Origin of the sequence: Streptomyces roseus (assembly GCF_001044425.1) — a bacterium.
In the GTDB taxonomy this organism is placed as follows: Bacteria; Actinomycetota; Actinomycetes; order Streptomycetales; family Streptomycetaceae; genus Streptomyces; species Streptomyces roseus.
The window spans coordinates 58,885-81,938 of record NZ_LFML01000016.1; the positions used below are offsets into that span (position 1 = coordinate 58,885).

Here is a 23,054-nt window from a genome sequence, read left to right on the forward strand (position 1 = left end):
AGCCGTCAGGGGTGGGTGTTCCAGCCCGCGATCACCGGGAGGCCGTGTTCGGTGGACAGGATGCTGACCGTGCCGGTGCGCAGGAGGAAGAGCCGGCCGTCCTGCGGGGGCAGGCCCAGGTAGCGGGCGGTGAGGACGCGCAGGAAGTGGCCGTGGGCGACGATGACGGCGTCGCCGCGGTCCTCGGCGAGGACCGCGCGCGCCCGGGCCAGGGCGCGGTCCGCGCGGGCGCCGACCTGGGCGGCGTTCTCCCCGGGGTGCTCGGCGTCGCCGGGCGGCACGCCGTCGGTCCACAGGGACCAGTCGGGCCGCGTCCGCTGGATCTCGGCCGTGGTGACGCCCTCGTAGCCGCCGTAGTCCCATTCGTACAGATCGGGGTCGGTGACGCCGTCGTGCAGGCCCGCGAGTTGGGCGGTGGCGACGGCGCGGCGCAGGGGGCTGGTCAGCACCAGGGCGAAGTGCCGGTCGCGGAAGTACGGGGCGAGCGAGATGGCCTCTTCGACCCCGGCGGCGGTCAGCGGGATGTCGGTCCGTCCGGTGTGGCGCCCGTTGGCGCTCCAGGCCGTCTCGCCGTGTCTCACCAGCAGCAGGTCACTCATGATCCGGACCCTACCCGCTCGCGCCGGGGCCCGTGTTCACGGCGGTGCGGACCGGGAATGCCGGGAACGTCGGGCGCGGCGGGCCGGGCGCGGGCCGCCGACGGCCGGGCGCCGAGAATCGATGCGCAAACGCTGCGACTGGCCCGGGCGCGGCGCGCTCGCGAGGCTCGGAGCATGAACGAGGTCATGGACGAGCGGGAGCGCGAGGAGTGCGTCGCGGCGGGATTCGCGGCGGGCGACGAGCGGTGCATGGAGGCGGTCTACCGGCGCTGGCGGCCGCTGGTGCACGCGCTCGCCTACCGGTACCTGGGCGACGAGCGGGAGGCGGAGGACGTCACCCAGCAGGTGTTCCTTGCCGCCTGGCGCGGCCGGCACCGCTACCGCCCCGGGCCCGGCGGTCTCGGGGCCTGGATCACCGGCATCACCCGCCACAAGGTGGCCGACGCTCTGGAGGCGCGGACCCGCAGGGCCCGGGTGGCGGCGGCCGCCGTACGCACCTCGCCCGGCGCGGGCGAGCGGTTCGGGGGGCCGGCACGCCAGGAGGCGGAGCAGGTCCTGGACCGGGTGCTGGTGCTCGGGGAGCTCGCCCGGCTGCCGTCCGAGCAGCGGCGGGTGCTGCACCTCGCCTTCTACGCGGACCTGACCCAGACCCAGATCGCGGACCGCACGGGGCTGCCGCTGGGCACCGTCAAGAGCCATATGCGAAGGGCCCTGCACCGCCTGCGGGGGTCGCTCCCGCAGGCGGTACGAGTGGCTCGATGACCGCGAGCGCGGACGCGGGCCGCCACGCGGCCCGTACGGCCCTCTACTCCGCCCCCCGCCCGCGCCGGAACCGGTCGAGCCCTTCGGCCAGTTCCACGATCGGGTCCGGGTAGTCGTACCGGGCCCGCTCCGGCCCGGACAGCCGCCAGGGCTCGTGCACCCTGGGGGCGTCCAGCCCGGCGAGCTCGGGGACCCAGCGGTGGACGTACCGCCCCGAAGGGTCGTAACGCAGGCCCTGGCGCACCGGGTTGAGCACCCGGTTGGGCCGGGTGTCGGTGCCCGTACCGGCCACCCACTGCCAGTTGAGCTGGTTGTTGGCCAGGTCCCCGTCCACGAGGAGGTCCAGGAAGTGGCGGGCTCCGATCCGCCAGTCCACGTACAGGGTCTTGGTGAGGAAGCTGGCGGCGAGAAGCCGGCCTCGGTTGTGCATCCAGCCCTCGTCGCGGAGCTGGCGCATGGCCGCGTCGACCACCGGATAGCCGGTGCGGCCCTCCTTCCAGGCCTCGATCTCCTCCTCGGCGGTCGCGCCGGTGCGCCAGTGGTCCCGGCGGTCGCGGTAGTCCCGTACGGCCGCCTCGGGGCGGGCGGCGAGCACTTGGTGGTGGAAGTCGCGCCAGCACAGCTGCCGGACGAACGCCTCGGCGCCGGGGTCCCCGGCCGGGCCCGTGGCGGCGGCGCGGGCGCGGTGGACCGCCTCGGTGGGCGAGAGGGTGCCGAAGTGCAGGTGCGGGGAGAGGCGTGAGGTGGCGTCCCCGGCCAGGTCGTCGTGGGAGTCCTCGTAGCGGGAGAGGCCCGCGCGCAGCCAGCGCCTGAGGAGGTCGCGGCCTTCGCGCTCGCCGCCCCGGGCCAGGCTCGGGGAGACCCCGGTGAGGTCCGCGCGCCGCGGCAGCGGCTCGGAGCCGATGCCGTCGGGCACGCGGACCGAGCGCGGTGCGCCGGCGACGGCGCGGAGCGGCAGATCGGACCAGCGGCGGAAGTACGGGGTGAACACGGCGAAGTGGTCGGAGCCGGCCGGTAGCGCGGCCCCGGGGGCGGCCACCGTGATCACCGCTTCGTGCACGTAGAGCCGCACGCCCTCGGCTTCGAGGGCGGTGCGCAGCCGTTCCTCGCGGGCGTGGGCGTAGCCGCTGACCCCGGCCGCCATGTGGACCTCGTCGGCGTCGCACTCCCGGACGAGGGCGAGGACTTCGGCCACGACCTCGCCGGAGCGCAGGAACAGGCGGCCGCCGCGCTCGCGCAGTCCGGCGTCGAGGTCGCCCAGGCAGTCGGCGAGGAAGGCGAGCCGGTTGGGCGCGGCGAAGCCGGCCGCGTCGACGGCCCGGTCGCGGACGAAGAGCGGCACCACCCGGTCGCAGGAGGAGAGGGCCGCGCGCAGCGGCGGGTGGTCGTGCAGGCGCAGGTCGGAGGTGTACAGGACCACCGCGACGTTCATGGGTTCTCTCGCTCCGCGTCGGGGCTGGGGGGACGCTTGTCGTCGGGTACTTCGGCGGACGGGACCCGGTCGGATGCGGACACGAGGGGCGGATGCGCGGCGGCCTCCTCGTCCAGGCGCTTCGCCGCGCGGGCGATGTTGCGGGCCATGCCGCCGAAGACGATGGAGTGGAAAGGCGACACGCTCCACCAGTAGACGTGGCCGAGCACCCCGTGCGGGTGGAACAGAGCCCGCTGGCAGTAGCGGGCGCCCGCCGCGCCTTCGCCCCCGATCCGGTCCTGCGGCGAGGGAGGCGCCGGGTCCGCGCGCATCTCCAGCCACGCCAGCCCCGGCAGCCTCATCTCGGCGCGCAGCCGCAGCAGATGGCCCGGTTCGATCTCCTCGACCCGCCAGAAGTCCAGGGAGTCCCCCACCCGCAGCCGCGACGCGTCGCGCCGGCCGCGCCGGATGCCGACCCCGCCGACGAGCCGGTCGAGCCAGCCCCGTACGGCCCACGCCAGAGGGAAGGAGTACCAGCCGTTCTCGCCGCCGATCCCCTCCACCACCCGCCACAGCGCGGCGGGCGAGGCGTCGACCGGGCATTCGCGCCGGTCGGAGTAGAGGCTCCCGCCCGCCCAGTCGGGGTCGGTCGGCAGCGGGTCGCTCGGCGCGCCGGGCAGGGAGGCCGAGGACCAGCGGGTGGTCACGTCCGCCTCGCGCACCCGCCGCAAGGCCAGCGAAACGGCCCGGTCGACGCCGATCGGGGCGCCGGGCGGGTCGGGGACGTACCGGGCGATGTCGTGTTCCGCGCACACGACCTCGTGGCGCAGGGATTCGGCGAGCGGCCGGGCCAGGGCCCGCGGCACGGGCGTGACCAGGCCGATCCAGTGGCTGGACAGCCTCGGGGTCAGCATCGGGACGCGCAGGATCAGGCGGTGGGGCAGCGCTGCGACGACCGCGTAGCGGCGCATCATCTCCTCGTACGTGAGCACGTCGGGCCCGCCGACGTCGAACGCCCGGCTCACCTCGGGCGGCATGGCGGCGCTGCCGACGAGGTAGCGCAGCACGTCGCGGACGGCGATCGGCTGGACACGGGTGCCGACCCAGCTGGGGGTGACCATGACGGGGAGCCGCTCGGTCAGGTAGCGCAGCATTTCGAAGGAGGCCGAGCCGGAGCCGATGATGACGGCGGCGCGCAGGACGGTCGTCGGCACCCCGGAGCCGAGGAGGATCTCGCCGACCTCGGCGCGGGAGCGCAGGTGCGGGGAGAGCTCGCGGACCGGGATCCCGGCCGGGGTGAGGCCGCCGAGGTAGACGATGCGGCCGACGCCCGCCGCGCGGGCCTGCTCGGCGAAGATGCGGGCGGCGGTGCGGTCGCGGTCCTCGAATCCGGAACCGCCGCCGAGGGCGTGGACCAGGTAGTAGGCGACGTCGATGCCGCGCAGGGCGTCCGCGACGGACTCGGCGTCCGTGACGTCGCCGCGGACGATCTCCACGCGCCCGGCCCAGGGATGGTCGCGCAACTTCTCGGGGGACCGGGCCAGGCACCGGACGCGGTATCCGGCGTCGAGGAGCTCGGGCACCAGACGCCCTCCGATGTAGCCGGTGGCCCCGGTGACCAGGCAGTGCAGACCGGTGGTGGCCGTCATCGCTCTCTCCGTTCGTCGACGTGTGCCCGTAAGGGATTCCGGGTGACCGCTGGTCGCGGATGCGGCGGTCCGCCACAAAGGGCACCGCTCTGGGCCATTGGTACAGTCACGGCATGGCGGTGGACGAGCTCGACACCCGGATCCTGCGTCTGCTGATGGAACAGCCGCGCACCAGCGTCCGCGAGTACGCGCGGATCCTCGGGGTGGCGCGGGGCACTCTGCAGGCCCGGCTGGACCGGCTGGAGCGCACCGGGGTGATCACGGGAACCGGTCCGGTCCTCTCCCCCGCGGCGCTGGGGCATCCGGTGCTGGCCTTCGTGCACATCGAGGTCACCCAGGGGCACCTGGACGAGGTGGGCGACGCCCTGGCCGCCGTACCCGAGATCATCGAGGCCTTCTCGATCACCGGCGGCGGTGACCTGCTGACCCGGGTCGCGGCCCGGGACAACGCCCATCTGGAGGATGTGATCCAGCAGCTGATCCGGCTGCCGGGCGTGGTGCGCACCCGTACGGAGGTGGCGCTGCGCGAGCGTGTCGCGCACCGTCTGCTGCCGCTGGTCGAGTCCGTGGGACGAGCAGCGCGCAAACCCTGACAGGATGGTCGGGAAAGGTACGCAACCGGCAGGACGGTCAGAACGGATGATTTCCGTCATATTCGATCTCGACGGCACCCTCGTGGACAGCGAGCCGAACTACTACGAGTCGGGGCGCCGCACCCTGGCCCGGCACGGCGTCCCCGACTTCACCTGGGAACAGCACGCGCGCTTCATCGGCATCGGCACCCTGGAGACGCTGGAGATCCTCAGGGAGCGGTACGCGATCGGGGCACCGGTGGAGCAGCTGCTGGCCGAGCAGAACGCCGCGTACCTGGAGCTGGCCCGGGCCGGGACCGAAACCTTCCCCGAGATGCGGAAATTCGTGGAGCGGCTGCACGCGGAGGGGATCCCGACGGCAGTGGCGTCCGGGTCCTCGCGCGAGGCGATCGACGCCGTCCTGGCGGGGACGGGCCTGGACGCGCTGCTGACCACGGCGGTCTCCGCCGAGGAGGTGGCGCACGGAAAGCCCGCCCCCGACGTCTTCCTGGAGGCGGCCCGCCGGCTCGGCGCGGTCCCGGCCGACTGCGTGGTGGTCGAGGACGCGGCTCCGGGAGCCCGGGCCGCCCACGCGGCCGGCATGTCCTGCGTGGCGATCCCCTACGTCCCGGCCACGGCCCACGACCCGGCCTTCACCGGCGCCGGCCTGCTGTTCCGCGGCGGGCAGCGCGATTTCAGCGCGGAGACGGCCTACGACTGGCTCTGCGAACACCCGGCCGCCTAGAGCCGCGGCCCGGGGCGGGGGCCGGGGCCGGGCTTCGGGAAGATCCCGCGGTCGGGGCGGGTTGGCAGAACCGTGAACGACATGGTGCGGGGTACGGCGGACGTCGACGTGGTGGTCGTCGGGGCCGGGCAGGCGGGGTTGTCGAGCGCGTACCACCTGGCGCGGGCCGGGATCGGGTACGTCGTGCTCGATCACGCGCCACGGCCGGGCGGGGCCTGGCAGTTCCGCTGGCCCTCACTGACGTACGGCAAGGTGCACGGGATGCACGCCCTGCCCGGCATGGAGCTCACCGGCGCCGACCCGCGGCGGGCGTCCTCGGCGGTGATCGGGGAGTACTTCGCGGCGTACGAGGAGCGGTTCGCCCTGCGCGTGCGCAGGCCCGTGGACGTCACGGCCGTACGGGACGGGGGCGAGGGGCGGCTGCGGGTCGAGTCCTCGGCCGGGATCTGGTCCGCGCGGGCGCTGATCAACGCGACCGGGACCTGGGACCGGCCCTTTTGGCCGCGCTACGCGGGCCAGGAGACCTTCCGGGGCCGCCAACTGCACACCGCGAACTATCCGGGACCCGGGGAGTTCGCCGGGGCGCGGGTGGTCGTGGTGGGCGGCGGCACCTCGGCGGTCCAGCACCTGCTGGAGATCGCCGAGGTGGCGGCCGGCACCACGTGGGTGACGCGCAGGCCCCCGGTGTTCCGCGACGGGGACTTCGGCGAGGCCGAGGGCCGAGCCGCGGTCGCCCGCGTCGACGAGCGGGTGCGCCGGGGGCTGCCGCCCCAGAGCGTGGTCAGCGTGACCGGGCTGCCGCTGAACGAGGCCGTCCGGGCCGGGCTGGCCTCGGGGGTGCTGGACCGGCAGCCCATGTTCGACCGGATCACGCCGACAGGGGTGGCCTGGGCCGACGGGCGGCGCGTGGAGGCCGATGTGATCCTGTGGGCCACCGGTTTCCGGGCCGCCATCGACCACTTGGCCCCGCTGCACCTGCGCGAATCCGGGGGCGGCATACGGGTCGAGGGCACCCGCGCGGTCCGCGACGAGCGGATCCACCTGGTCGGCTACGGCCCGTCGGCGTCGACGATCGGCGCCAACCGCGCCGGCGGGGCCGCGGTCCGCGAGATCCGCCGCCTGCTGGCCGGCACCGGGGATGTGAACCGTCGGGAGGTCACGGACCGCCCGGACGGCAGCCGCCGGCCGGACTCCGCCGCTCCCCCTTCCGCCCAGCCGGTCCGGCAGACCTAGCCGGCGCGGGCACGCCCGGCGGCGACCTCGCTGGTCCCCGACCGGGCCCGCGATCCCGGGCCCGCGCTCGCACCGGCACCGACGCCCGCACCGGCCCGGATCCGGTTGAACTCCGCGACGTGCTTCTCGTGCTCCTCGTACGTCGCCGAGAAGCGGGTGTCCCCCGGCTTCACGGTGACGAAGAACAGCCAGTCGCCGGGCGTCGGCGCGACGGCCGCGGCCATGGCCTCTTCGCCCGGACTGTCGATCGGTGTCGGCGGGAGCCCTTGGCGCTGGTACGTGTTGAAGGGGCTGTCGATCCGCGTCTCGCTCAGCTTGGTGTCCACCGTGTTGCGGCCCAGCGCGTAGTTGATGGTGGAGTCCATCTGGAGCGGCATCGAGCGCGCCAGCCGGTTGTGGACCACGCGGGCGACCTTGCCCCGGTCGGCGCGGGATTCGGCTTCCGCCTCGATGATGCTGGCGAGCGTGGCCGTCTGGTACGGGGTCATCCCGTGGGCCTTGGCGCCGTTCGCGACGGCTCCGGTCGCCAGCTTCCGGTTGGCCGTGTCCACCATGTAGGCGATCAGGGTGGCCGGGGTGGACTTCGAAGTCACCGGGTACGTCGCCGGGAAGAGGAAGCCCTCCGGATTGCCCTTCGCCTCGGCGGGCAGGGCCAGTGCGGCCTTGGGGACCACCGCCTTGGTGGAGCCGGGCGGGAGCTTCAGCTCGCGGTCGATCGCGGCGTACACCTGGGCTGCCCGCCAACCCTCCGGAATGGTCAGCCGGCGCGGCTTCTCGGGAGCCTCTGCACCGCGCATCAGCGGGAACAGGGCGGCCGCACCGACGACGAGCAGCATGCCGAGGAAGAGCGCCAGACGGCCCCGGCGGGTGAGCCGGGAGCGACGCCGTGGCGGCTGGTACTCATGGCGCATGGCGGGACGCTAACCCGTGAAGCGCCGGATTTCCGGCATCACACCCGCACCACAGTCACATCGTCACACTTTCACCTTGACCGGTGTGGCCGGTACGACCGACTCCGGCGTGTGCGCGGCTTCGCGGTCCCGGCGGACCAGGGCCGCGTACCGGCCGTCCGCCTCCAGCAGCTCCTCGTGCGTACCGCGCTCGGCTATGCGGCCCTTGTCCAGGACGACGATCTGGTCGGCGTCGCGGACGGTGGAGAGCCGGTGCGCGATGGTGATCGTGGTGCGCCCCTGGGACAGGCTGTCGATGGCCCGCTGCACGGCGTGCTCCGTGCGGGTGTCGAGCGCGCTGGTGGCCTCGTCGAGGATCAGCACCGGCGGATCGCGCAGGATGGTGCGGGCGATGGCGAGGCGCTGCTTCTCGCCTCCGGAGAAGCGGTACCCGCGCTCGCCGACCAGGGTGTCATACCCGTCGGGCAGGGACTCGATGTGCTCGTGGATCTGAGCCGCGCGGGCCGCCGCGGCGATCTCCTCGTCGGTGGCGTCCGGCTTGGCGAAGCGGAGGTTGTCGGCGACGGAGGCGTGGAAGAGGTACGTCTCCTGGGAGACCACACCTATGGAGCGGGCCAGGGAGTCGAAGTCGAGATCCCGCACGTCCACGCCGTCGAGGGCGACCCGGCCGCCGGTCACGTCGTAGAGCCGGGGTACGAGGTAGCTGAGCGTGCTCTTGCCGGAGCCGGTCGGTCCGACCACGGCGAGCGAGCCGCCGGCCGGGACCGTGATGTCGATCCCCGTCAGGGTGGGACCGTGCTTGGCGTCGTACGCGAAGTGGACGTCCTCCAGCCGGACCTCGCCCCGGGCCCGCTCCAGCCGTACCGCGTCCGCGCGCTCGGTGATGTCGACCGGCAGGTCGAGGTACTCGAAGATCCGGCCGAACAGAGCGAGCGAGGTCTGGATCTGCACGCCGGTCGACAGCAGGCTCACGGCCGGCCGGAACAGGCCCTGCTGGAGCGTGACGAAGGCGACGAGGGTGCCGACGGAAAGCGAGGGCGCGCCCGACTGGAGGGCCAGGCCGGCCGCCCAGTAGATGAGCGCGGGCATGGCGGCCATGACGATGCCGATGGTGGACATGCGCCACCGCCCGGCCATGCTGGAGCGGACCTCCAGGTCGACCAGCTTCTCGGACTCGTCGGAGAACGAGCGGGTCAGCGAGTCGGCGCGCCCCATGGTGCGGCCGAGCAGGATGCCGCTCACCGACAGCGACTCGGTGACCGTGGCGGCCATGGCGGCCATCTGCTTCTGCCGCTGGAGGGTGATCTTCTTGCGCTCGCGGCCCACGCGCCGGCTGATCCACACGAACACGGGCAGCAGGAGCAGGGAGACGAGGGTGAGCCGCCAGTCCAGCGCGAGCATCGCGACGATGGAGGCGATCACGGCCGTCAGGTTGGAGACGAGCGAGGTCGCGGTGGAGGTGACGGTCGCCTGCATGCCCCCGATGTCGTTGGCTATGCGGGACTGCACCTCACCGGTCCGCGTGCGGGTGAAGAAGGCCAGCGGCATCCGCTGGAGCTGGGCGTAGACGGCGGTGCGCAGGTCGTGCATGACGCGCTGGCCGACGGTGGTGGATATGAGGGTCTGGAGCACGCCGAAGACGCTGGTGACCACGGCGGTGAGGATCATGCCGAGCGCGAGCAGGCTGAGCAGCCCGGTGCGCCCCTGCGGGATGGCGACGTCCAGGATCTCCTTCAGCAGGAACGGCGAGGCCACCGAGACCAGCGAGGAGGCGCAGACGAGCAGCCCCACGACGGCGAGGCGGCCGCGGTAGGGGCGGAACAGGGCCACGATCCGGCGCAGCTCACGCGGCTGCTCCGCGGGCGCGGGGCGGGTGGGATCGAGTGCTTCTTTCGATGGGGTCCATTTCGGCTCTTCGGGGCGCATGGGCCTCCTTCTGACGAGACCTGACGGAGTACAAGACCGGTGGGACTCGGATGAGCATAGCTCATTGTTACCTATACTCACAATGAATGGGGTCCTGGTACTGTTTCCCAGTATGAGGACAGCTTCCGAAACCGACAGCACGGACGGCGTGCTCGCCGAGCAGCTGCTGCGGCTGACCCGCCGGCTCCACCGGATCCAGAAGCACCACCTGGAACCGCTCGGCATCACCCCCGCCCAGAGCCGGCTGCTGCGCCTCGTCTCGCACTACGACGGTGACGAGCCGCCCCGGATGGCGGACCTCGCGGCCCGCCTCGAGGTCGTCCCCCGTGCCGTGACCACGCTGGTGGACGGCTTGGAGGCCGCCGAGTGCGTGCGGCGCGCGCCCGACCCGGCGAACCGGCGCGTCATAAGGATCGAGCTCACCGACACCGGCCGCGCCACGCTGCGCCGCCTGCGCAACGCGCGGACCGACGCCGCGGAGGAGATCCTGGCTCCGTTGACCGCCGAGCAGCGCGAGGTGCTCGGCGGCCTGCTGAACGCTCTGACGGACGTCCCGATGGAGCGCGGCTGCTGAGCAGGCCGCTCCGGGGCCCGCAGAGGGTTCCCCGGATTGGGCCGAACGAGTAAGGCGAGGGGTCGCGCATGCCGCTGCTGGAACCGAAGCCCGGGGCCCTGCGGCCGCACGGCGTCGCCGGCCCCGCTCCCGACCGGGTCCCCGACCACCGCGCCGCCGGCACCCCGGATCCGCTGCGCGCCGAGCTGACCGCGCTGCTGGGCGCCGAGAAGGTGCTGTGGAAGGTCTCCGACCTGGTCCGCTACGCCTCCGACGCCTCGCCGTACCGGTTCGTTCCGCAGGTGGTCGTGGTCGCCGAGGACGTCGACGACGTCTCCGCCGTCCTTTCGTACGCGCACGGCCGCGAGCGCGAGGTGGTCTTCCGCGCCGCGGGGACCTCCCTGAACGGCCAGGCCCTGGGCGAGGACGTCCTGGTCGACGTACGCCGCCACTGGACCGGGATCGAGGTGCTGGAGGAGGGCCGCCGGGCCCGGATCCGGCCCGGCACCACCGTGGCCCGGGCCAATGCCGCGCTCGCCCGGTACGGCCGCATCCTCGGCCCCGACCCGGCGAGCGCCATCGCCTGCACCGTCGGCGGGGTCGTCGCGAACAACGCGTCCGGCATGACGGCGGGAACCACGAGGAACTCGTACCGCACCCTCGCCTCCCTCACCTTCGTGCTGCCCGGCGGAACGGTCGTGGACACCGCCGACCCGCGCGCGGACGAGGAGCTGGCGCGCGCCGAGCCGGCGCTGTGCCGCGGGCTGATGGAGATCAAGCGGGAGATCGAGGGCGATCCGGAGCTCGTCGCCCGGATCCGGGCCAAGTACGAGATCAAGAACACCACCGGCTACCGCCTGGACGCCTACCTGGACGGAGCCACTCCCGTCGAGATCCTGCGCGGGCTGATGGTCGGCTCGGAGGGCACGCTCGGCTTCATCTCCGAGGTCGTCTTCGACACGGTGCCGCTGGAGCGCGAACTCACGAGCGCGCTGCTGTTCTTCCCCTCACTGCCCGCCGCGGCCGCCGCGGTACCGCGGTTCAACGCGGCGGGCGCCCTCGCCGTGGAGGTGATGGACGGCCACACCCTGCGCGCCTCGGTCAGCGTCGACGGCGTCCCCGCCGACTGGGCCGCCCTCCCGAAGGACACCACCGCCCTGCTGGTGGAGTTCCGCGCCCCGGACGAGGCGGGCAGGGCGGAGTACGAGCGCCGGGCCGCCGAGGTGCTCGCCGGGCTGGACCTGGTCGCTCCGGTGGCCTCGATCACCAATGCGTTCACCCGCGACGCCGGAACGGTCCACGGCTACTGGAGGGCCCGCAAGGCCTTCGTCACGGCCGTCGGCGGAGCCCGCGCCCCCGGCACCACTCTGATCACCGAGGACTTCGCGGTACCGCCCTCCCGGCTGGCCGAGGCCTGCGAGGCGCTCCTCGCGCTCCAGGCCGAGCACGGCTTCGACGCGGCCGTCGCCGGCCACGCGGCCCACGGCAACCTGCACTTCCTGCTCGCCTTCGACGCGGCGAAGCCCGCCGACGTGGAGCGGTACGGAGCCTTCATGGAGGCCTTCTGCCGACTGGTGGTGGAGCGTTTCGACGGCTCGCTGAAGGCCGAGCACTCCACCGGCCGCAACATGGCCCCGTTCCTGGAACTGGAGTGGGGGGCGAGGGCCACGGAGCTGATGTGGCGGACGAAGCGGATCGTCGACCCCGACGGGCTGCTCGCCCCCCGCATTCTCCTCGACCGCGATCCGGCGGCCCATCTGCGCGGGCTGAAGACGATCCCGCGCGTCGAGGCGGTCGCCGACCCGTGCATCGAGTGCGGCTTCTGCGAACCGACCTGCCCCAGCGGGGACCTGACGACCACGCCCCGTCAACGGATCGTGCTGCGCCGGGAGATGATGCGCCAGCAGCCGGGCTCCCGCGTGCTGGACGGACTGCTCGACGCCTACGGCCACGACGCCGTGGACACCTGCGCGGGCGACTCCACCTGCAAGCTGGCCTGTCCTGTCGGCATCGACACGGGCGCGCTGATGCGCGGCTTCCGCCATCGCCGGCACGGCGCGCGCGAGGAGCGCGTGGCCGCCCTCGCCGCGCGGCGGTTCAAAGCCGTGGAGGGCGCCGCCCGACTGGCCGTGGCCGCCGCCGACCGGCTGGCCGAGCACGCCGGGGAGCGGGTGCCGGAGGCGCTCACCAGGGCGGCCCGCAAGGCCGTACGACCCGACCTGGTTCCGCAGTGGCTGCCGCGGCTCCCCGGCGCAGCCGCCGGAAAACCGCCCCGCACCGAGCGGTTGAGCGCGGCGGCCGTGTACTACCCGGCCTGCGTGAACCGGATCTTCGGCGGCCCCGGGGGCCGGCCCGGCCCCTCGTTGCCCGAAGCCGTGGTGGCCGTGTCGGAGCGGGCCGGGAAGCCGGTGTGGATCCCCGGCGACGTGGCGGGCACCTGCTGCGCCACGATCTGGCACTCCAAGGGCTACGAGGCCGGGAACCGGCTGATGGCCAACCGGATCGTGGAGGCCGCCTGGGGCTGGACCGCCGGCGGGCGGCTGCCGCTGGTGGTCGACGCCTCCTCGTGCACGCTGGGCATCGCGCGGGAGATGGTCCCGTTCCTGACGGACGAGAGCCGGGCCCTGCACGCGGAGCTGACGGTCCTCGACTCGGTCGTGTGGGCGGCGGACGAGCTGCTCCCGCACCTGGAGATCCGGCGCACCGTGGGCTCGGCCGTGCTCCATCCGACCTGCTCGATGGAGCACTTGGGAGGTACGGCGCGGCTGCTGGCGGTGGCGGAGGCCTGTGCGACGGAGGTGGTGGTCCCGGACGATGCGGGCTGCTGCGCCTTCGCGGGCGACCGGGGCATGCTGCATCCGGAGCTGACGGCCTCGGCCACGGAGCGCGAGGCGGCGGAGGTGACCTCGCGGGCGTTCGACGCGCATCTGTCGGCGAACCGGATGTGCGAGGTGGGCATGGACCGGGCGACCGGCCGCAGTTACCACTCGGCACTGCTGGAACTGGAGCGGGCCACCCGCCCCTGACCCGCAGGTCCACTGCCCTGACCTGGTGGTTTACGGCCGCACGGACCGCACATCCCACTGCGTGAGGCCGTGGCCAACGCAAAATCGATTGCCCGGAACCGGTCCGGAAGGCGAACCTTGCTCGGTTTGAACCACTCGACCAGTCTTGAGGCGTCATGCAGATCAGCGATCTTCCGTATCCGGACCCCGGAGTACCCGACGCCCGCTCCGGCCCGCGCTTCCTGGTGTGGTTGGGGCGCGGCCAACTCGGCGGACAGGCCAAGAGCCTGTGCTGGGGACTGGTGCACTTCGGCGGGGTCGCCGGGCTGCCGTACGCGGTGGGCCTGGGCGTCGAGGCGGTCGTGCAGCGCGACGGCACCCGACTGATGCTGGTCGGCGCCCTCTTGGCGCTGATCGGCGTCGCCATCTCCGTCGGCGACGCGATGCTCCACCGGACGGCCGTCACCAACTGGATCACCGCCGCCGCACGGGTCCAGCAGCTGCTCGCCCGCAAGACCGCCGAGCTGGGCTCCGCCCTGACCCGGAGGGTCGCGGCGGGCGAGGTGGTGGCCGTTTCCACGGGCGACGTGGAGAAGATCGGCTGGTTCGTCGAGGCGGTCTCCCGCTTCCTCGCCGCCGCCTTCTCCGTCGTCGCCATCTGCGTCGGCCTGCTGTTCTTCGCGCCCTCGATCGGCGTGGTCGTCGCGATCGGCGTCCCGGTGCTCGCCCTGTCCGTGCTGCCCCTGCTGCCGCGCGCCACCCGGCGCGCCGACGTCCAGCGCGAGAAGGCGGGCAAGGCCACCGAACTCGCCTCCGACACGGTCGCCGGCCTGCGGGTGCTGCGCGGCATCGGCGGGGAGGAACTGTTCCTGGGCCGCTACCGCGAGGCTTCGCAGGAAGTCCGCAAGGCTGCCGTGCGCAGCGCCCGGATGTGGGCGCTGATCTCCGCGATCCAGGTGCTGCTCCCGGGCGCCCTGCTGATCACCGTGGTCTGGTACGGCTCCGTGCTCGTGCTGGACGGCAGGCTGGAGGTCGGTGAACTCGTCGCCGCCTTCAGTGCGGTGGCCACGATGCTCTACCCGCTGCGGCACTTCGAGGAGATCGCCATGGCGTACTCCTTCTCGCGGCCCTCCGCGGTGCGGGCGGCGCGGGTGCTGTCGCTGACGCGTACGGACGCCCCGGAGCCGGAGGCCGCCCGGAGCCAGATCCCCGGGGCTCCGGCTCCGGGCGGGGACCTGTACGACCCCGCGACGGGGCTGCTGGCCCCGGCGGGCCGGTTCACCGCCGTGGTGTGCGGGGACCCTGACCTGGCGGGACGGCTCGCCGAACGCCTCGGCGGACATCCGGCGGACGACGTCCCGGCCGCCGACCGGGTCTCGGTGCTGCTGGGCGGGGTCGCACTGGACGAGCTCGCGCTGGACACGGCGCGCGCGCTGGTCCTCGTGCAGGACAAGGATCCGGTGCTGCTGTCGGGAACGCTGCGTGAGCTGTTCGCCGTACCGGCGTCCGGAGCGGTCGAGCCCGGGGCGGCGCTGACCGCCGCCCAGTGCGGGGACGTCCTGGACGCGCTGCTGCAGTCGGCGCCCGACGGGGTGGAGGACCCGATGGACGCGCGGATCACCGAGCGCGGCCGGTCCCTGTCCGGCGGGCAGCGTCAGCGGCTGGCGCTGGCGCGCTCCCTGGCCACCGACCCTGAGGTGCTGGTGCTGGACGAGCCGACCTCGGCGGTCGACTCGCACACCGAGGCACGGATCGCGGACGGGATCGCCGCCCTGCGCGCCGGGCGCACGACGGTGGTGCTGGCCTCCTCCCCGCTGCTCCTGGACCGCGCCGACCGGGTGGTCCTGATCCACGAGGGCCGGGTCGCCGCGACCGGTACGCACCGCGAACTACTGCACGGCGAACCGCTCTACCGCGCCGTGGTCACCCGCGAGACCGACGAGGAACAGCGGGCGGCCCGGACGGAACTGACCCGGCTGGAAGAAGCCCGGCTGGAAAAGGCACTGACAGAGATCGAGGAATCCGCATGATCGGCGTGGCGCCGCCGCAATACGACCCGGCGGCCCCCGAATCGGCCGCCACCCTGCCCGTGGGCTCGACGGCGACCGTACGGGGCTATGTGCGCGGCCTGTTCCGCCGCCACCGGCGGGCCTTCGTGCTGCTGGTGACCGTCAACGCGGCCGCGGTGACGGCCTCCATGGCCGGCCCGTACCTGCTCGGCCGGGTCGTGGACCAGTTGGCGGCGGGGGCGCGCGAACTCCACCTGGAACGCGTGGCCCTGCTGTTCGCGCTGGCCCTCGCGGTCCAGACGTTCTTCGTCCGCCAGGTCCGGCTGCGCGGTGCGATGCTCGGCGAGGAGATGCTGGCCGACCTGCGCGAGGACTTCCTGGTGCGCTCCGTGGGCCTGCCCCCGGGCGTGCTGGAGCGGGCCGGTACCGGCGACCTGCTGTCGCGGATCACCACCGACATCGACCGGCTGGCCAACGCCATGCGCGAGGCCGTGCCCCAGCTGGCCATCGGCGTGGTCTGGGTCGGGCTGCTCTTCGGGGCGCTCACGGTGACCGCGCCGCCGCTGGCGCTGGCCGCGCTGGTGGCGCTGCCGGTGCTGGTCGTCGGCTGCCGCTGGTACTTCCGGCGGGCGCCCTCGGCGTACCGCTCGGAGGCGGCCGGGTACGCGGCGGTCTCGGCCGCGCTCACCGAGACGGTGGACGCCGGGCGCACGGTCGAGGCGCACCGCCTCGGTCCGGCCCGCATCGCGCTGTCGGAGCGGCGGATCAAGGAGTGGACGGCGTGGGAGCGGTACACGCTGTACCTGCGGACCGTCCTCTTCCCCGTCGTCAACGTCACCTTCGTGACGATCCTCGGCTCCGTGCTGATGATCGGCGGCTACTGCGTGCTCCAGGGCTGGATGTCCGTCGGGCAGCTGACCACCGGTGCGCTGCTCGCCCAGATGATGGTCGATCCGATCGGCCTGATCCTGCGCTGGTACGACGAGCTCCAGGTCGCCCAGGTGTCGCTCGCCCGCCTGGTGGGCGTGCGGGAGATCGAGCCGGACGCCGGTGACGCGGCCGTCTCCCCGAACGGGCGGGACGTGCGGGCCGACGAGGTGCGCTTCGGCTACCGGGAGGGCGTGGACGTGCTGCACCACGTGTCCATGTCGGTGCCGCCGGGCACCCGGATGGCACTGGTCGGCCCCTCCGGGGCGGGCAAGTCCACGCTGGGCCGGCTGCTGGCGGGCATCTACGCACCGCGGACCGGCGAGGTCACCCTCGGCGGCGCCGAGCTGTCGCGGATGCCCGCGGAGCGGGTGCGCGAGCAGGTGGCGCTGGTCAACCAGGAGCACCACGTGTTCGTGGGCTCGCTGCGGGACAACCTGCGCCTCGCGCGCACCGGGGCCGATGACGCCGAGCTGTGGGCGGCGCTGGGCGCGGTGGACGCGGATGCCTGGGCCCGGGCGCTGGAGTCCGGTCTGGACACGGAGGTGGGTTCGGGCGGTACGGCGCTGACCCCGGCGCAGGCGCAGCAGATCGCACTGGCCCGGCTGGTGCTCGCGGACCCGCACACCCTGGTGCTGGACGAGGCCACCTCGCTGCTGGACCCGCGGGCGGCGCGCCATCTGGAGCGTTCGCTGGCCCGGGTGCTGGACGGCCGTACGGTGATCGCGATCGCCCACCGGCTGCACACCGCGCACGACGCGGACGTGATCGCGGTGGTCGAGGGCGGCCGGATCAGCGAGCTGGGCTCGCACGACGAGCTGGTCGCGGCGGACGGCGCGTACGCGGCGCTGTGGCGCTCCTGGCACGGCTGACCGGCCCGCACCGGCGCTCTGACGAGGCCCCGGTCCCCCGCTGACGCGCGGGGTCCGGGGCCTTTGCCGTACCGGTACTAGATGAAGCCGAGGGCGGAGGCTCCGCCCACGCCGCCGAGCAGCATGAACACGGGCATCAGCACCTTGAGCTCCACCCAGCTCCCGGCCCGGAAGCGCATCCCCTTGGGCGGGCCGATGGGGTACCAGCGCTTCCCGGCGATCGGCAGCGGCCACAGGATGGGGCAGCCGGAGACGGTCAGGGCGTCGCCGATGTCGTGGACCAGGGCGCCGAGCAGGATCGGCAGGCCGAGCCAGAGGTATTCCTGGCCGGGGCCGGTGAACAGCCAGCCGGCGCCGTTGCCGGGCTGGTCGAGGACGCCCGCCAGGATCCAGGCGCTCGTGGCGCCCAGCAGCCAGACGAGGATGTCGCTGGACATCCGGGCCGCCCGCCACAGCAGGCCTTCGACGGCCAGCACCAGGTGGACGAAGAGCAGGACCAGCACGCCCCAGCGGTCGGTGGTGGCCGCCAGCGCCGAGGAGCCGGCGCCGATGAGGACCGCCCACAGCCAGGTGTGCGTCAGGGTGCGGTGGCCGCCGGTGCGGCGGGCGTCCTTGGGGGCGCGCGTGGCCTTGTAGACCGCGTAGGAGATCTTGTCGACCACCTCGCACAGGCCCCGGGAGAGCGGACCGAAGGCGCGCGAGATCGTCGCCGACTTGTGGTCCAGGTCGGGTGCGAGGGCGGCGCCGGCACAGATGAGCGCGCCGACGACGAGAACCGGCCAGGGCATCGGGTACCCGGCGGCCGCGGCCGCCGCTCCCACCCCCAGCCAGGCTGCCGCCCCCGACAGTGAGTGCGCCGGACCCATCATGGTCGTTCCCCGCCCCGGTCTTGTGGTGTTCGGGCCCTGTTGACGGTTTCGTTCGGGCCCGGTCAACGGCACAGCGTACCGGCGGTGATCTTCGATCCTCCCGCCGGTTCCCTCTTCCGGCGGGAAGGCAGGCAAGATGGGGGGTGTGACCCTCATTGATCAGCTCCCGCCGAACGCCGACCCCGACGCCCTCTTCGAGGCTTTCTCCTCGTGGGCGGAGGATCAGGGCATCACCCTGTACCCGGCTCAGGAGGAGGCGCTGATCGAGGTCGTCTCCGGGGCGAACGTGATCTTGTCCACTCCGACCGGCTCCGGCAAGAGCCTCGTGGCGGCGGGCGCGCACTTCACCGCCCTCGCCCAGGACAAGGTGACCTTCTACACCGCCCCGATCAAGGCGCTGGTGTCGGAGAAGTTCTTCGACCTGTGCAAGCTCTTCGGCACCGAGAACGTCGGCATGCTGACCGGCGACGCCTCCGTGAACGCGGACGCCCCGGTGATCTGCTGCACCGCGGAGGTGCTCGCCTCCATCGCCCTGCGCGACGGCAAGTACGCCGACATCGGCCAGGTCGTCATGGACGAGTTCCACTTCTATGCCGAGGCGGACCGCGGCTGGGCCTGGCAGATCCCGCTGCTGGAGCTCCCGCAGGCGCAGTTCGTCCTGATGTCGGCGACGCTCGGCGACGTGAAGCGGTTCGAGGAGGACCTGACCCGGCGCACCGGCCGGCCGACCTCGGTGGTCCGCTCCGCGACCCGGCCCGTGCCGCTGTCGTACGAGTACGTCACGACGCCCATCACCGACACCATCACCGAGCTGCTGGAGACCCGGCAGGCCCCGGTGTACATCGTGCACTTCACCCAGGCCCAGGCGGTCGAGCGGGCGCAGTCGCTGATGAGCATCAACATGTGCACCCGCGAGGAGAAGGACAAGATCGCCGATCTGATCGGCAACTTCCGCTTCACCACCAAGTTCGGCCAGAACCTCTCCCGCTACGTCCGGCACGGCATCGGCGTCCACCACGCCGGCATGCTGCCCAAGTACCGGCGCCTGGTGGAGAAGCTGGCGCAGGCCGGCCTGCTGAAGGTGATCTGCGGTACCGACACCCTCGGCGTCGGCGTCAACGTCCCGATCCGCACGGTGCTGTTCACCGCGCTCACCAAGTACGACGGCAACCGCGTCCGCACCCTGCGCGCCCGCGAGTTCCACCAGATCGCCGGCCGCGCGGGCCGGGCCGGCTTCGACACGGCGGGCTATGTGGTCGCCCAGGCGCCCGAGCACGTCATCGAGAACGAGAAGGCCCTCGCGAAGGCGGGCGACGACCCGAAGAAGCGCCGCAAGGTGGTGCGCAAGAAGGCTCCCGAGGGCTTCGTCGCCTGGTCGGACACCACCTTCGAGAAGCTCATCGCCGCCGACCCCGAGCCGCTCACCTCCCGGTTCAAGGTCACCAACATCATGCTGCTGTCGGTCATCGCCCGTCCGGGCGATGCCTTCAAGGCGATGCGCCACCTGCTGGAGGACAACCACGAGCCGCGCAAGGCACAGCTGCGGCACATCCGCCGGGCCCTCGCGATCTACCGCTCGCTGGTGGACGGAGGCGTGGTCGAGAAGCTGGACACCCCGGACGCGGAGGGCCGCACGATCCGGCTCACCGTCGACCTCCAGCAGGACTTCGCGCTCAACCAGCCGCTGTCCACCTTCGCGCTCGCCTCCTTCGACCTGCTGGACCCGGAGTCCCCCTCCTACGCGCTGGACATGGTCTCCGTCGTCGAGTCCACGCTGGACGACCCGCGCCAGATCCTCGCCGCCCAGCAGAACAAGGAACGCGGCATCGCCGTGGGCGCCATGAAGGCCGACGGGATCGAGTACGAGGAGCGGATGGAGCGTCTGCAGGACGTCACCTATCCCAAGCCGCTCGAAGAGCTGCTCCTGCACGCCTACGACGTGTACAGCAAGAGCCACCCGTGGGTCCGGGACCACCCGGTCTCCCCGAAGTCGATCATCCGCGACATGTATGAGCGCGCGATGACCTTCACCGAGTTCACCTCCTTCTACGAACTCGCCCGCACCGAGGGCATCGTGCTGCGCTACCTGGCCAGCGCGTACAAGGCGCTGGACCACACCATCCCCGACGACCTCAAGTCGGAGGACCTCCAGGACCTCATCGCCTGGCTGGGCGAGCTCGTCCGCCAAGTCGACTCCAGCCTCCTCGACGAATGGGAGCAGCTGGCGAACCCGGAGGTGGAGACGGCGGAGCAGGCCCAGGAGAAGGCCGACCAGGTCAAGCCGGTCACGGCGAACGCCCGCGCCTTCCGCGTCCTGGTCCGCAACGCCATGTTCCGCCGCGTGGAGCTCGCCGCCCTGGACCACGTCGACCAGCTGGGTGAGCTGGACGGCGAATCCGGCTGGGACGCCGACGCGTGGGGCGAGGCCATGGACGCGTACTGGGACGAGTACGACGACCTCGGCACCGGCCCCGACGCCCGCGGCCCGAAGCTGCTCCAGATCGAGGAGGACCCGGCGCACGGCCTGTGGCGCGTCCGCCAGACCTTCGCGGACCCCAACGGGGACCATGGCTGGGGCATCAGCGCCGAGGTCGACCTCGCGGCTTCCGACGAGGAGGGCCGTGCGATCATCCGGCTGACCTCGGTCGGTGAGCTCGGCGCGCTCTGAGCCACCCGCGCAAGCGACCCGACCCGCCCCAGCGGCAGCCGGCCCCGCCGGAACCGCCGGACCCGACAGTGGAGACCCCCTGATGACGAATCCCGCCGAGAGACTCGTCGATCTGCTCGACCTGGAGCAGATCGAGGTCAACATCTTCCGCGGCGCCAGCCCGCAGGAATCCCTCCAGCGGGTCTTCGGCGGGCAGGTCGCCGGCCAGGCCCTGGTGGCCGCCGGCCGCACCACCGAGAGCGACCGCCCGGTCCACTCGCTGCACGCGTACTTCCTGCGCCCCGGCATCCCCGGAATGCCGATCGTGTACCAGGTGGAGCGGGTGCGCGACGGCCGGTCCTTCACCACGCGCCGCGTCACCGCGGTCCAGCAGGACAAGACGATCTTCAATCTCACCGCCTCCTTCCACCATCCGGAGGAGGGCAGCATCGAGCACCAGCTGCCTCCCCGACTCGACTTCCCCCACCCGGACACGCTCCCGAAGGTCGCGGACGAGATCCGCGGGCACTTGGGGGCGCTGCCCGAGGCGCTGGAGCGGATGGCCCGCCGCCAGCCGTTCGACATCCGGTACACGGACCGGCTCCGGTGGACTCCCGAGGAGCTCAAGGACGCCGATCCGCGCAGCGCGGTGTGGATGCGCGCGGTCGGCCCGCTGGGCGACGACCCGCTGGTGCACACCTGCGCCCTCACCTACGCCAGTGACATGACCCTCCTCGACGCCGTGCGCATCCCCGTGGAGCCGCTGTGGGGCATGCGGGGTTTCGACATGGCCTCGCTGGACCACGCCATGTGGTTCCACCGTCCGTTCCGCGCGGACGAGTGGTTCCTGTACGACCAGGAGTCGCCCATCGCGCACGGCGGCCGAGGTCTCGCCCGGGGCCGCATCTACGACGTGGAGGGCAGACTGCTGGTCTCCGTGGTCCAGGAGGGCCTGTTCCGCCCGTACGCCGAGAACGCGGCCAAGCCGGCCGTGTCACCCCAGTAGCCCACCCCCTTCCCGGCCGTCCACGGAACTCGCCGGTCCAGTAGTCGATTTGTCGACCCGTCCACGAAGAGCTGAGCGCACCCATGCCCACCCCGGCCCTCCCCTGCCCCTGCGGACTGCCCGCCGCGTACCCGCAGTGCTGCGGCCGCTTCCACTCCGGTGCGCAGCAGGCGCCCACCGCCGAGCTGCTGATGCGCTCCCGGTTCAGCGCGTTCGCCCTCGGCGACACCGCCTACCTGCTGCGCTCCTGGCACCCCGGGACCCGGCCCGGCCGGCTCGACCTCGATCCCGGCCAGCGCTGGGAGCGCCTGGAGATCCTCGCCACCGAGCGCGGCGGGATGTTCGAAACGGAGGGGTCGGTGGAGTTCCGGGCGCACTACCGCGAGGGCCGGCACACCGGCTCCCTGCACGAGCACAGCGCCTTCAGCCGGGAGGCCGGGGCCTGGGTCTACGTCGGCCCCCTCTCCCCCGTCGACTTCGACTGACCGCGCGCTCCGGTCAGCGCGAAGTCCAGACTGGTGCGGTACCAGTGGACCTCGTCCGCCGGCTGCGCCCGCAGCAGCCGCAGCGCCACCGCTGCCGCGGCCGGGATCTGCGGGTGCCCGTACGGCGGGGGCGGGGCGAGCGCGGCCAGCACGATCCGCTCCGCCGCATCGGGCACGGCCCGCCGCAGCTCCTCCTCGGGAAGGACGGAGGCGAGCACGGCCGCCCGCTCCCAGGGGTCCGCGGTTCGTCTCAGCAGCAGGCCGACATGCCGCCCCCGCCACTTCCGCGGCCGCAGATCGGCCTGGGCCGCGAGGAGCTCCCGGTCGGCCGGGGACGCGCTCCCGCGCAGCATCCCCGGCTCCCGGTCGGCGAACTCCCGCAGTTCCGCGGCCAGATAGAGCCACACCACCGCCCGGTAGCGGTTGATCCGGTAGCCGACCGGGATGATGTGGCCGCACCGCGCGAGCCGGGTGAACCGGCCCGGGCTGATGCCCAGCACCGCCCCGGCGGCCTCGGCTCCGGCCACCGTCTCGACCCGCTCGCGCAGCGCGTCCGGGAACCCCTCGGCCGACCGGATCCGCTCCAGCTCGGCCCGGGCGTACCGCACGGCCCCTCCCTGCGCCGGCGGCCCGGCCCGTACGATGCCCAGCTGCACGGCCCGGGCGAACTCGGGCCGCGTCAGTCCCAGTTCCTCCGCCGCCCGCGCGCCGCCCACCGCCGCATCCGGCAGCGGGTCCGCCCGTACGACCGAGGGCTCGGCCACCGGAATCGCCGAAATCGCCGGGATCACCGTGCCTACCGGGCCTACCGGCGGAACCTGCCCCCGCACCTCCGACAAGACCTGCGTCGCCACGTCCATGACGGTCCTCCCC

Annotated in this window: 18 protein-coding genes; 11 read left to right on the top strand and 7 right to left on the bottom strand. The window is 73.1% G+C overall.

Features of this window, described 5'->3' with window-relative positions:
* Positions 1-5: 5 nt before the first annotated feature.
* Positions 6-599, bottom strand: a complete 594-nt coding sequence (locus ACS04_RS04460) for a histidine phosphatase family protein (RefSeq protein ID WP_048475163.1) — start codon at positions 597-599, stop codon at positions 6-8.
* 174 nt (positions 600-773) lie between these two features.
* On the opposite strand from ACS04_RS04460, the gene ACS04_RS04465 reads away from it, so the two are divergent.
* Positions 774-1,361, top strand: a complete 588-nt coding sequence (locus ACS04_RS04465; protein WP_048475164.1) for an RNA polymerase sigma factor — start codon at positions 774-776, stop codon at positions 1,359-1,361.
* 43 nt (positions 1,362-1,404) lie between these two features.
* On the opposite strand, the gene ACS04_RS04470 is transcribed toward ACS04_RS04465, so the two are convergent.
* Positions 1,405-2,793 carry a cryptochrome/photolyase family protein gene (locus tag ACS04_RS04470; protein ID WP_048475165.1) on the bottom strand — a complete coding sequence of 463 codons (1,389 nt, stop codon included), beginning with the start codon at positions 2,791-2,793 and terminating at the stop codon, positions 1,405-1,407.
* Complete coding sequence (locus ACS04_RS04475; RefSeq protein ID WP_078864411.1) at positions 2,790-4,421, bottom strand: SDR family oxidoreductase; 1,632 nt, start codon at positions 4,419-4,421, stop codon at positions 2,790-2,792. Before ACS04_RS04475 ends, ACS04_RS04470 begins: the two co-directional genes overlap by 4 nt.
* Positions 4,422-4,534: 113 nt before the next feature.
* On the opposite strand from ACS04_RS04475, the gene ACS04_RS04480 reads away from it, so the two are divergent.
* The 3 genes from ACS04_RS04480 (at position 4,535) to ACS04_RS04490 (ending at position 6,971) form a co-directional block, all read left to right on the top strand.
* Positions 4,535-5,014, top strand: a complete 480-nt coding sequence (locus ACS04_RS04480) for an Lrp/AsnC family transcriptional regulator (protein WP_048475166.1) — start codon at positions 4,535-4,537, stop codon at positions 5,012-5,014.
* A 46-nt stretch (positions 5,015-5,060) separates the two neighbouring features.
* Complete coding sequence (locus ACS04_RS04485; protein WP_048475167.1) at positions 5,061-5,738, top strand: HAD family hydrolase; 678 nt, start codon at positions 5,061-5,063, stop codon at positions 5,736-5,738.
* An 81-nt stretch (positions 5,739-5,819) separates the two neighbouring features.
* Positions 5,820-6,971, top strand: a complete 1,152-nt coding sequence (locus ACS04_RS04490) for an FAD-dependent oxidoreductase (protein ID WP_048475236.1) — start codon at positions 5,820-5,822, stop codon at positions 6,969-6,971.
* Here ACS04_RS04490 and mltG read toward each other — a convergent pair.
* Both mltG and ACS04_RS04500 read right to left on the bottom strand, forming a co-directional pair.
* Positions 6,968-7,882 (bottom strand): endolytic transglycosylase MltG, encoded by a 915-nt coding sequence (gene mltG / locus ACS04_RS04495; RefSeq protein ID WP_078864412.1) that lies wholly within the window; start codon positions 7,880-7,882, stop codon positions 6,968-6,970. The genes ACS04_RS04490 and mltG overlap by 4 nt on opposite strands.
* Positions 7,883-7,945: 63 nt before the next feature.
* A complete protein-coding gene (locus tag ACS04_RS04500; protein ID WP_048475168.1) occupies positions 7,946-9,808 on the bottom strand; it encodes an ABC transporter ATP-binding protein in 1,863 nt (620 codons plus the stop codon).
* A 112-nt stretch (positions 9,809-9,920) separates the two neighbouring features.
* Here ACS04_RS04500 and ACS04_RS04505 point away from each other — a divergent pair, with 112 nt between their 5' ends.
* From ACS04_RS04505 to ACS04_RS04520, 4 genes are all read left to right on the top strand, one after another.
* Positions 9,921-10,382 carry a MarR family winged helix-turn-helix transcriptional regulator gene (locus tag ACS04_RS04505; protein ID WP_048475169.1) on the top strand — a complete coding sequence of 154 codons (462 nt, stop codon included), beginning with the start codon at positions 9,921-9,923 and terminating at the stop codon, positions 10,380-10,382.
* A 68-nt stretch (positions 10,383-10,450) separates the two neighbouring features.
* Complete coding sequence (locus ACS04_RS04510) at positions 10,451-13,387, top strand: FAD-binding and (Fe-S)-binding domain-containing protein (RefSeq protein WP_048475170.1); 2,937 nt, start codon at positions 10,451-10,453, stop codon at positions 13,385-13,387.
* Between the two features lie 155 nt (positions 13,388-13,542).
* Positions 13,543-15,396 (top strand): ABC transporter ATP-binding protein, encoded by a 1,854-nt coding sequence (locus ACS04_RS04515; RefSeq protein ID WP_048475171.1) that lies wholly within the window; start codon positions 13,543-13,545, stop codon positions 15,394-15,396.
* Positions 15,393-17,174, top strand: coding sequence for an ABC transporter ATP-binding protein (locus ACS04_RS04520; protein WP_048475172.1), 1,782 nt, complete (start codon positions 15,393-15,395; stop codon positions 17,172-17,174). Before ACS04_RS04515 ends, ACS04_RS04520 begins: the two co-directional genes overlap by 4 nt.
* A gap of 77 nt (positions 17,175-17,251) precedes the next feature.
* Here ACS04_RS04520 and ACS04_RS04525 read toward each other — a convergent pair whose 3' ends face one another.
* Entirely contained in the window at positions 17,252-18,043 is a 792-nt protein-coding gene (locus ACS04_RS04525) for a metal-dependent hydrolase (protein WP_048475173.1), read from the bottom strand.
* Between the two features lie 145 nt (positions 18,044-18,188).
* On the opposite strand from ACS04_RS04525, the gene ACS04_RS04530 reads away from it, so the two are divergent.
* The 3 genes from ACS04_RS04530 to ACS04_RS04540 all read left to right on the top strand — a co-directional run bounded on the left by ACS04_RS04530 (position 18,189) and on the right by ACS04_RS04540 (position 22,181).
* On the top strand, positions 18,189-20,711 hold the full coding sequence (locus ACS04_RS04530; RefSeq protein WP_048475238.1) for a DEAD/DEAH box helicase: 2,523 nt from the start codon (positions 18,189-18,191) through the stop codon (positions 20,709-20,711).
* Between the two features lie 82 nt (positions 20,712-20,793).
* Entirely contained in the window at positions 20,794-21,696 is a 903-nt protein-coding gene (locus ACS04_RS04535) for an acyl-CoA thioesterase (protein ID WP_048475174.1), read from the top strand.
* A gap of 83 nt (positions 21,697-21,779) precedes the next feature.
* Positions 21,780-22,181: a YchJ family protein gene (locus tag ACS04_RS04540; protein WP_048475175.1), complete on the top strand. Its 402-nt coding sequence runs from the start codon at positions 21,780-21,782 to the stop codon at positions 22,179-22,181.
* On the opposite strand, the gene ACS04_RS04545 is transcribed toward ACS04_RS04540, so the two are convergent.
* Positions 22,145-23,041 (bottom strand): DUF6397 family protein, encoded by an 897-nt coding sequence (locus ACS04_RS04545; protein ID WP_053080692.1) that lies wholly within the window; start codon positions 23,039-23,041, stop codon positions 22,145-22,147. The genes ACS04_RS04540 and ACS04_RS04545 overlap by 37 nt on opposite strands.
* Between the last annotated feature and the right edge of the window lie 13 nt (positions 23,042-23,054).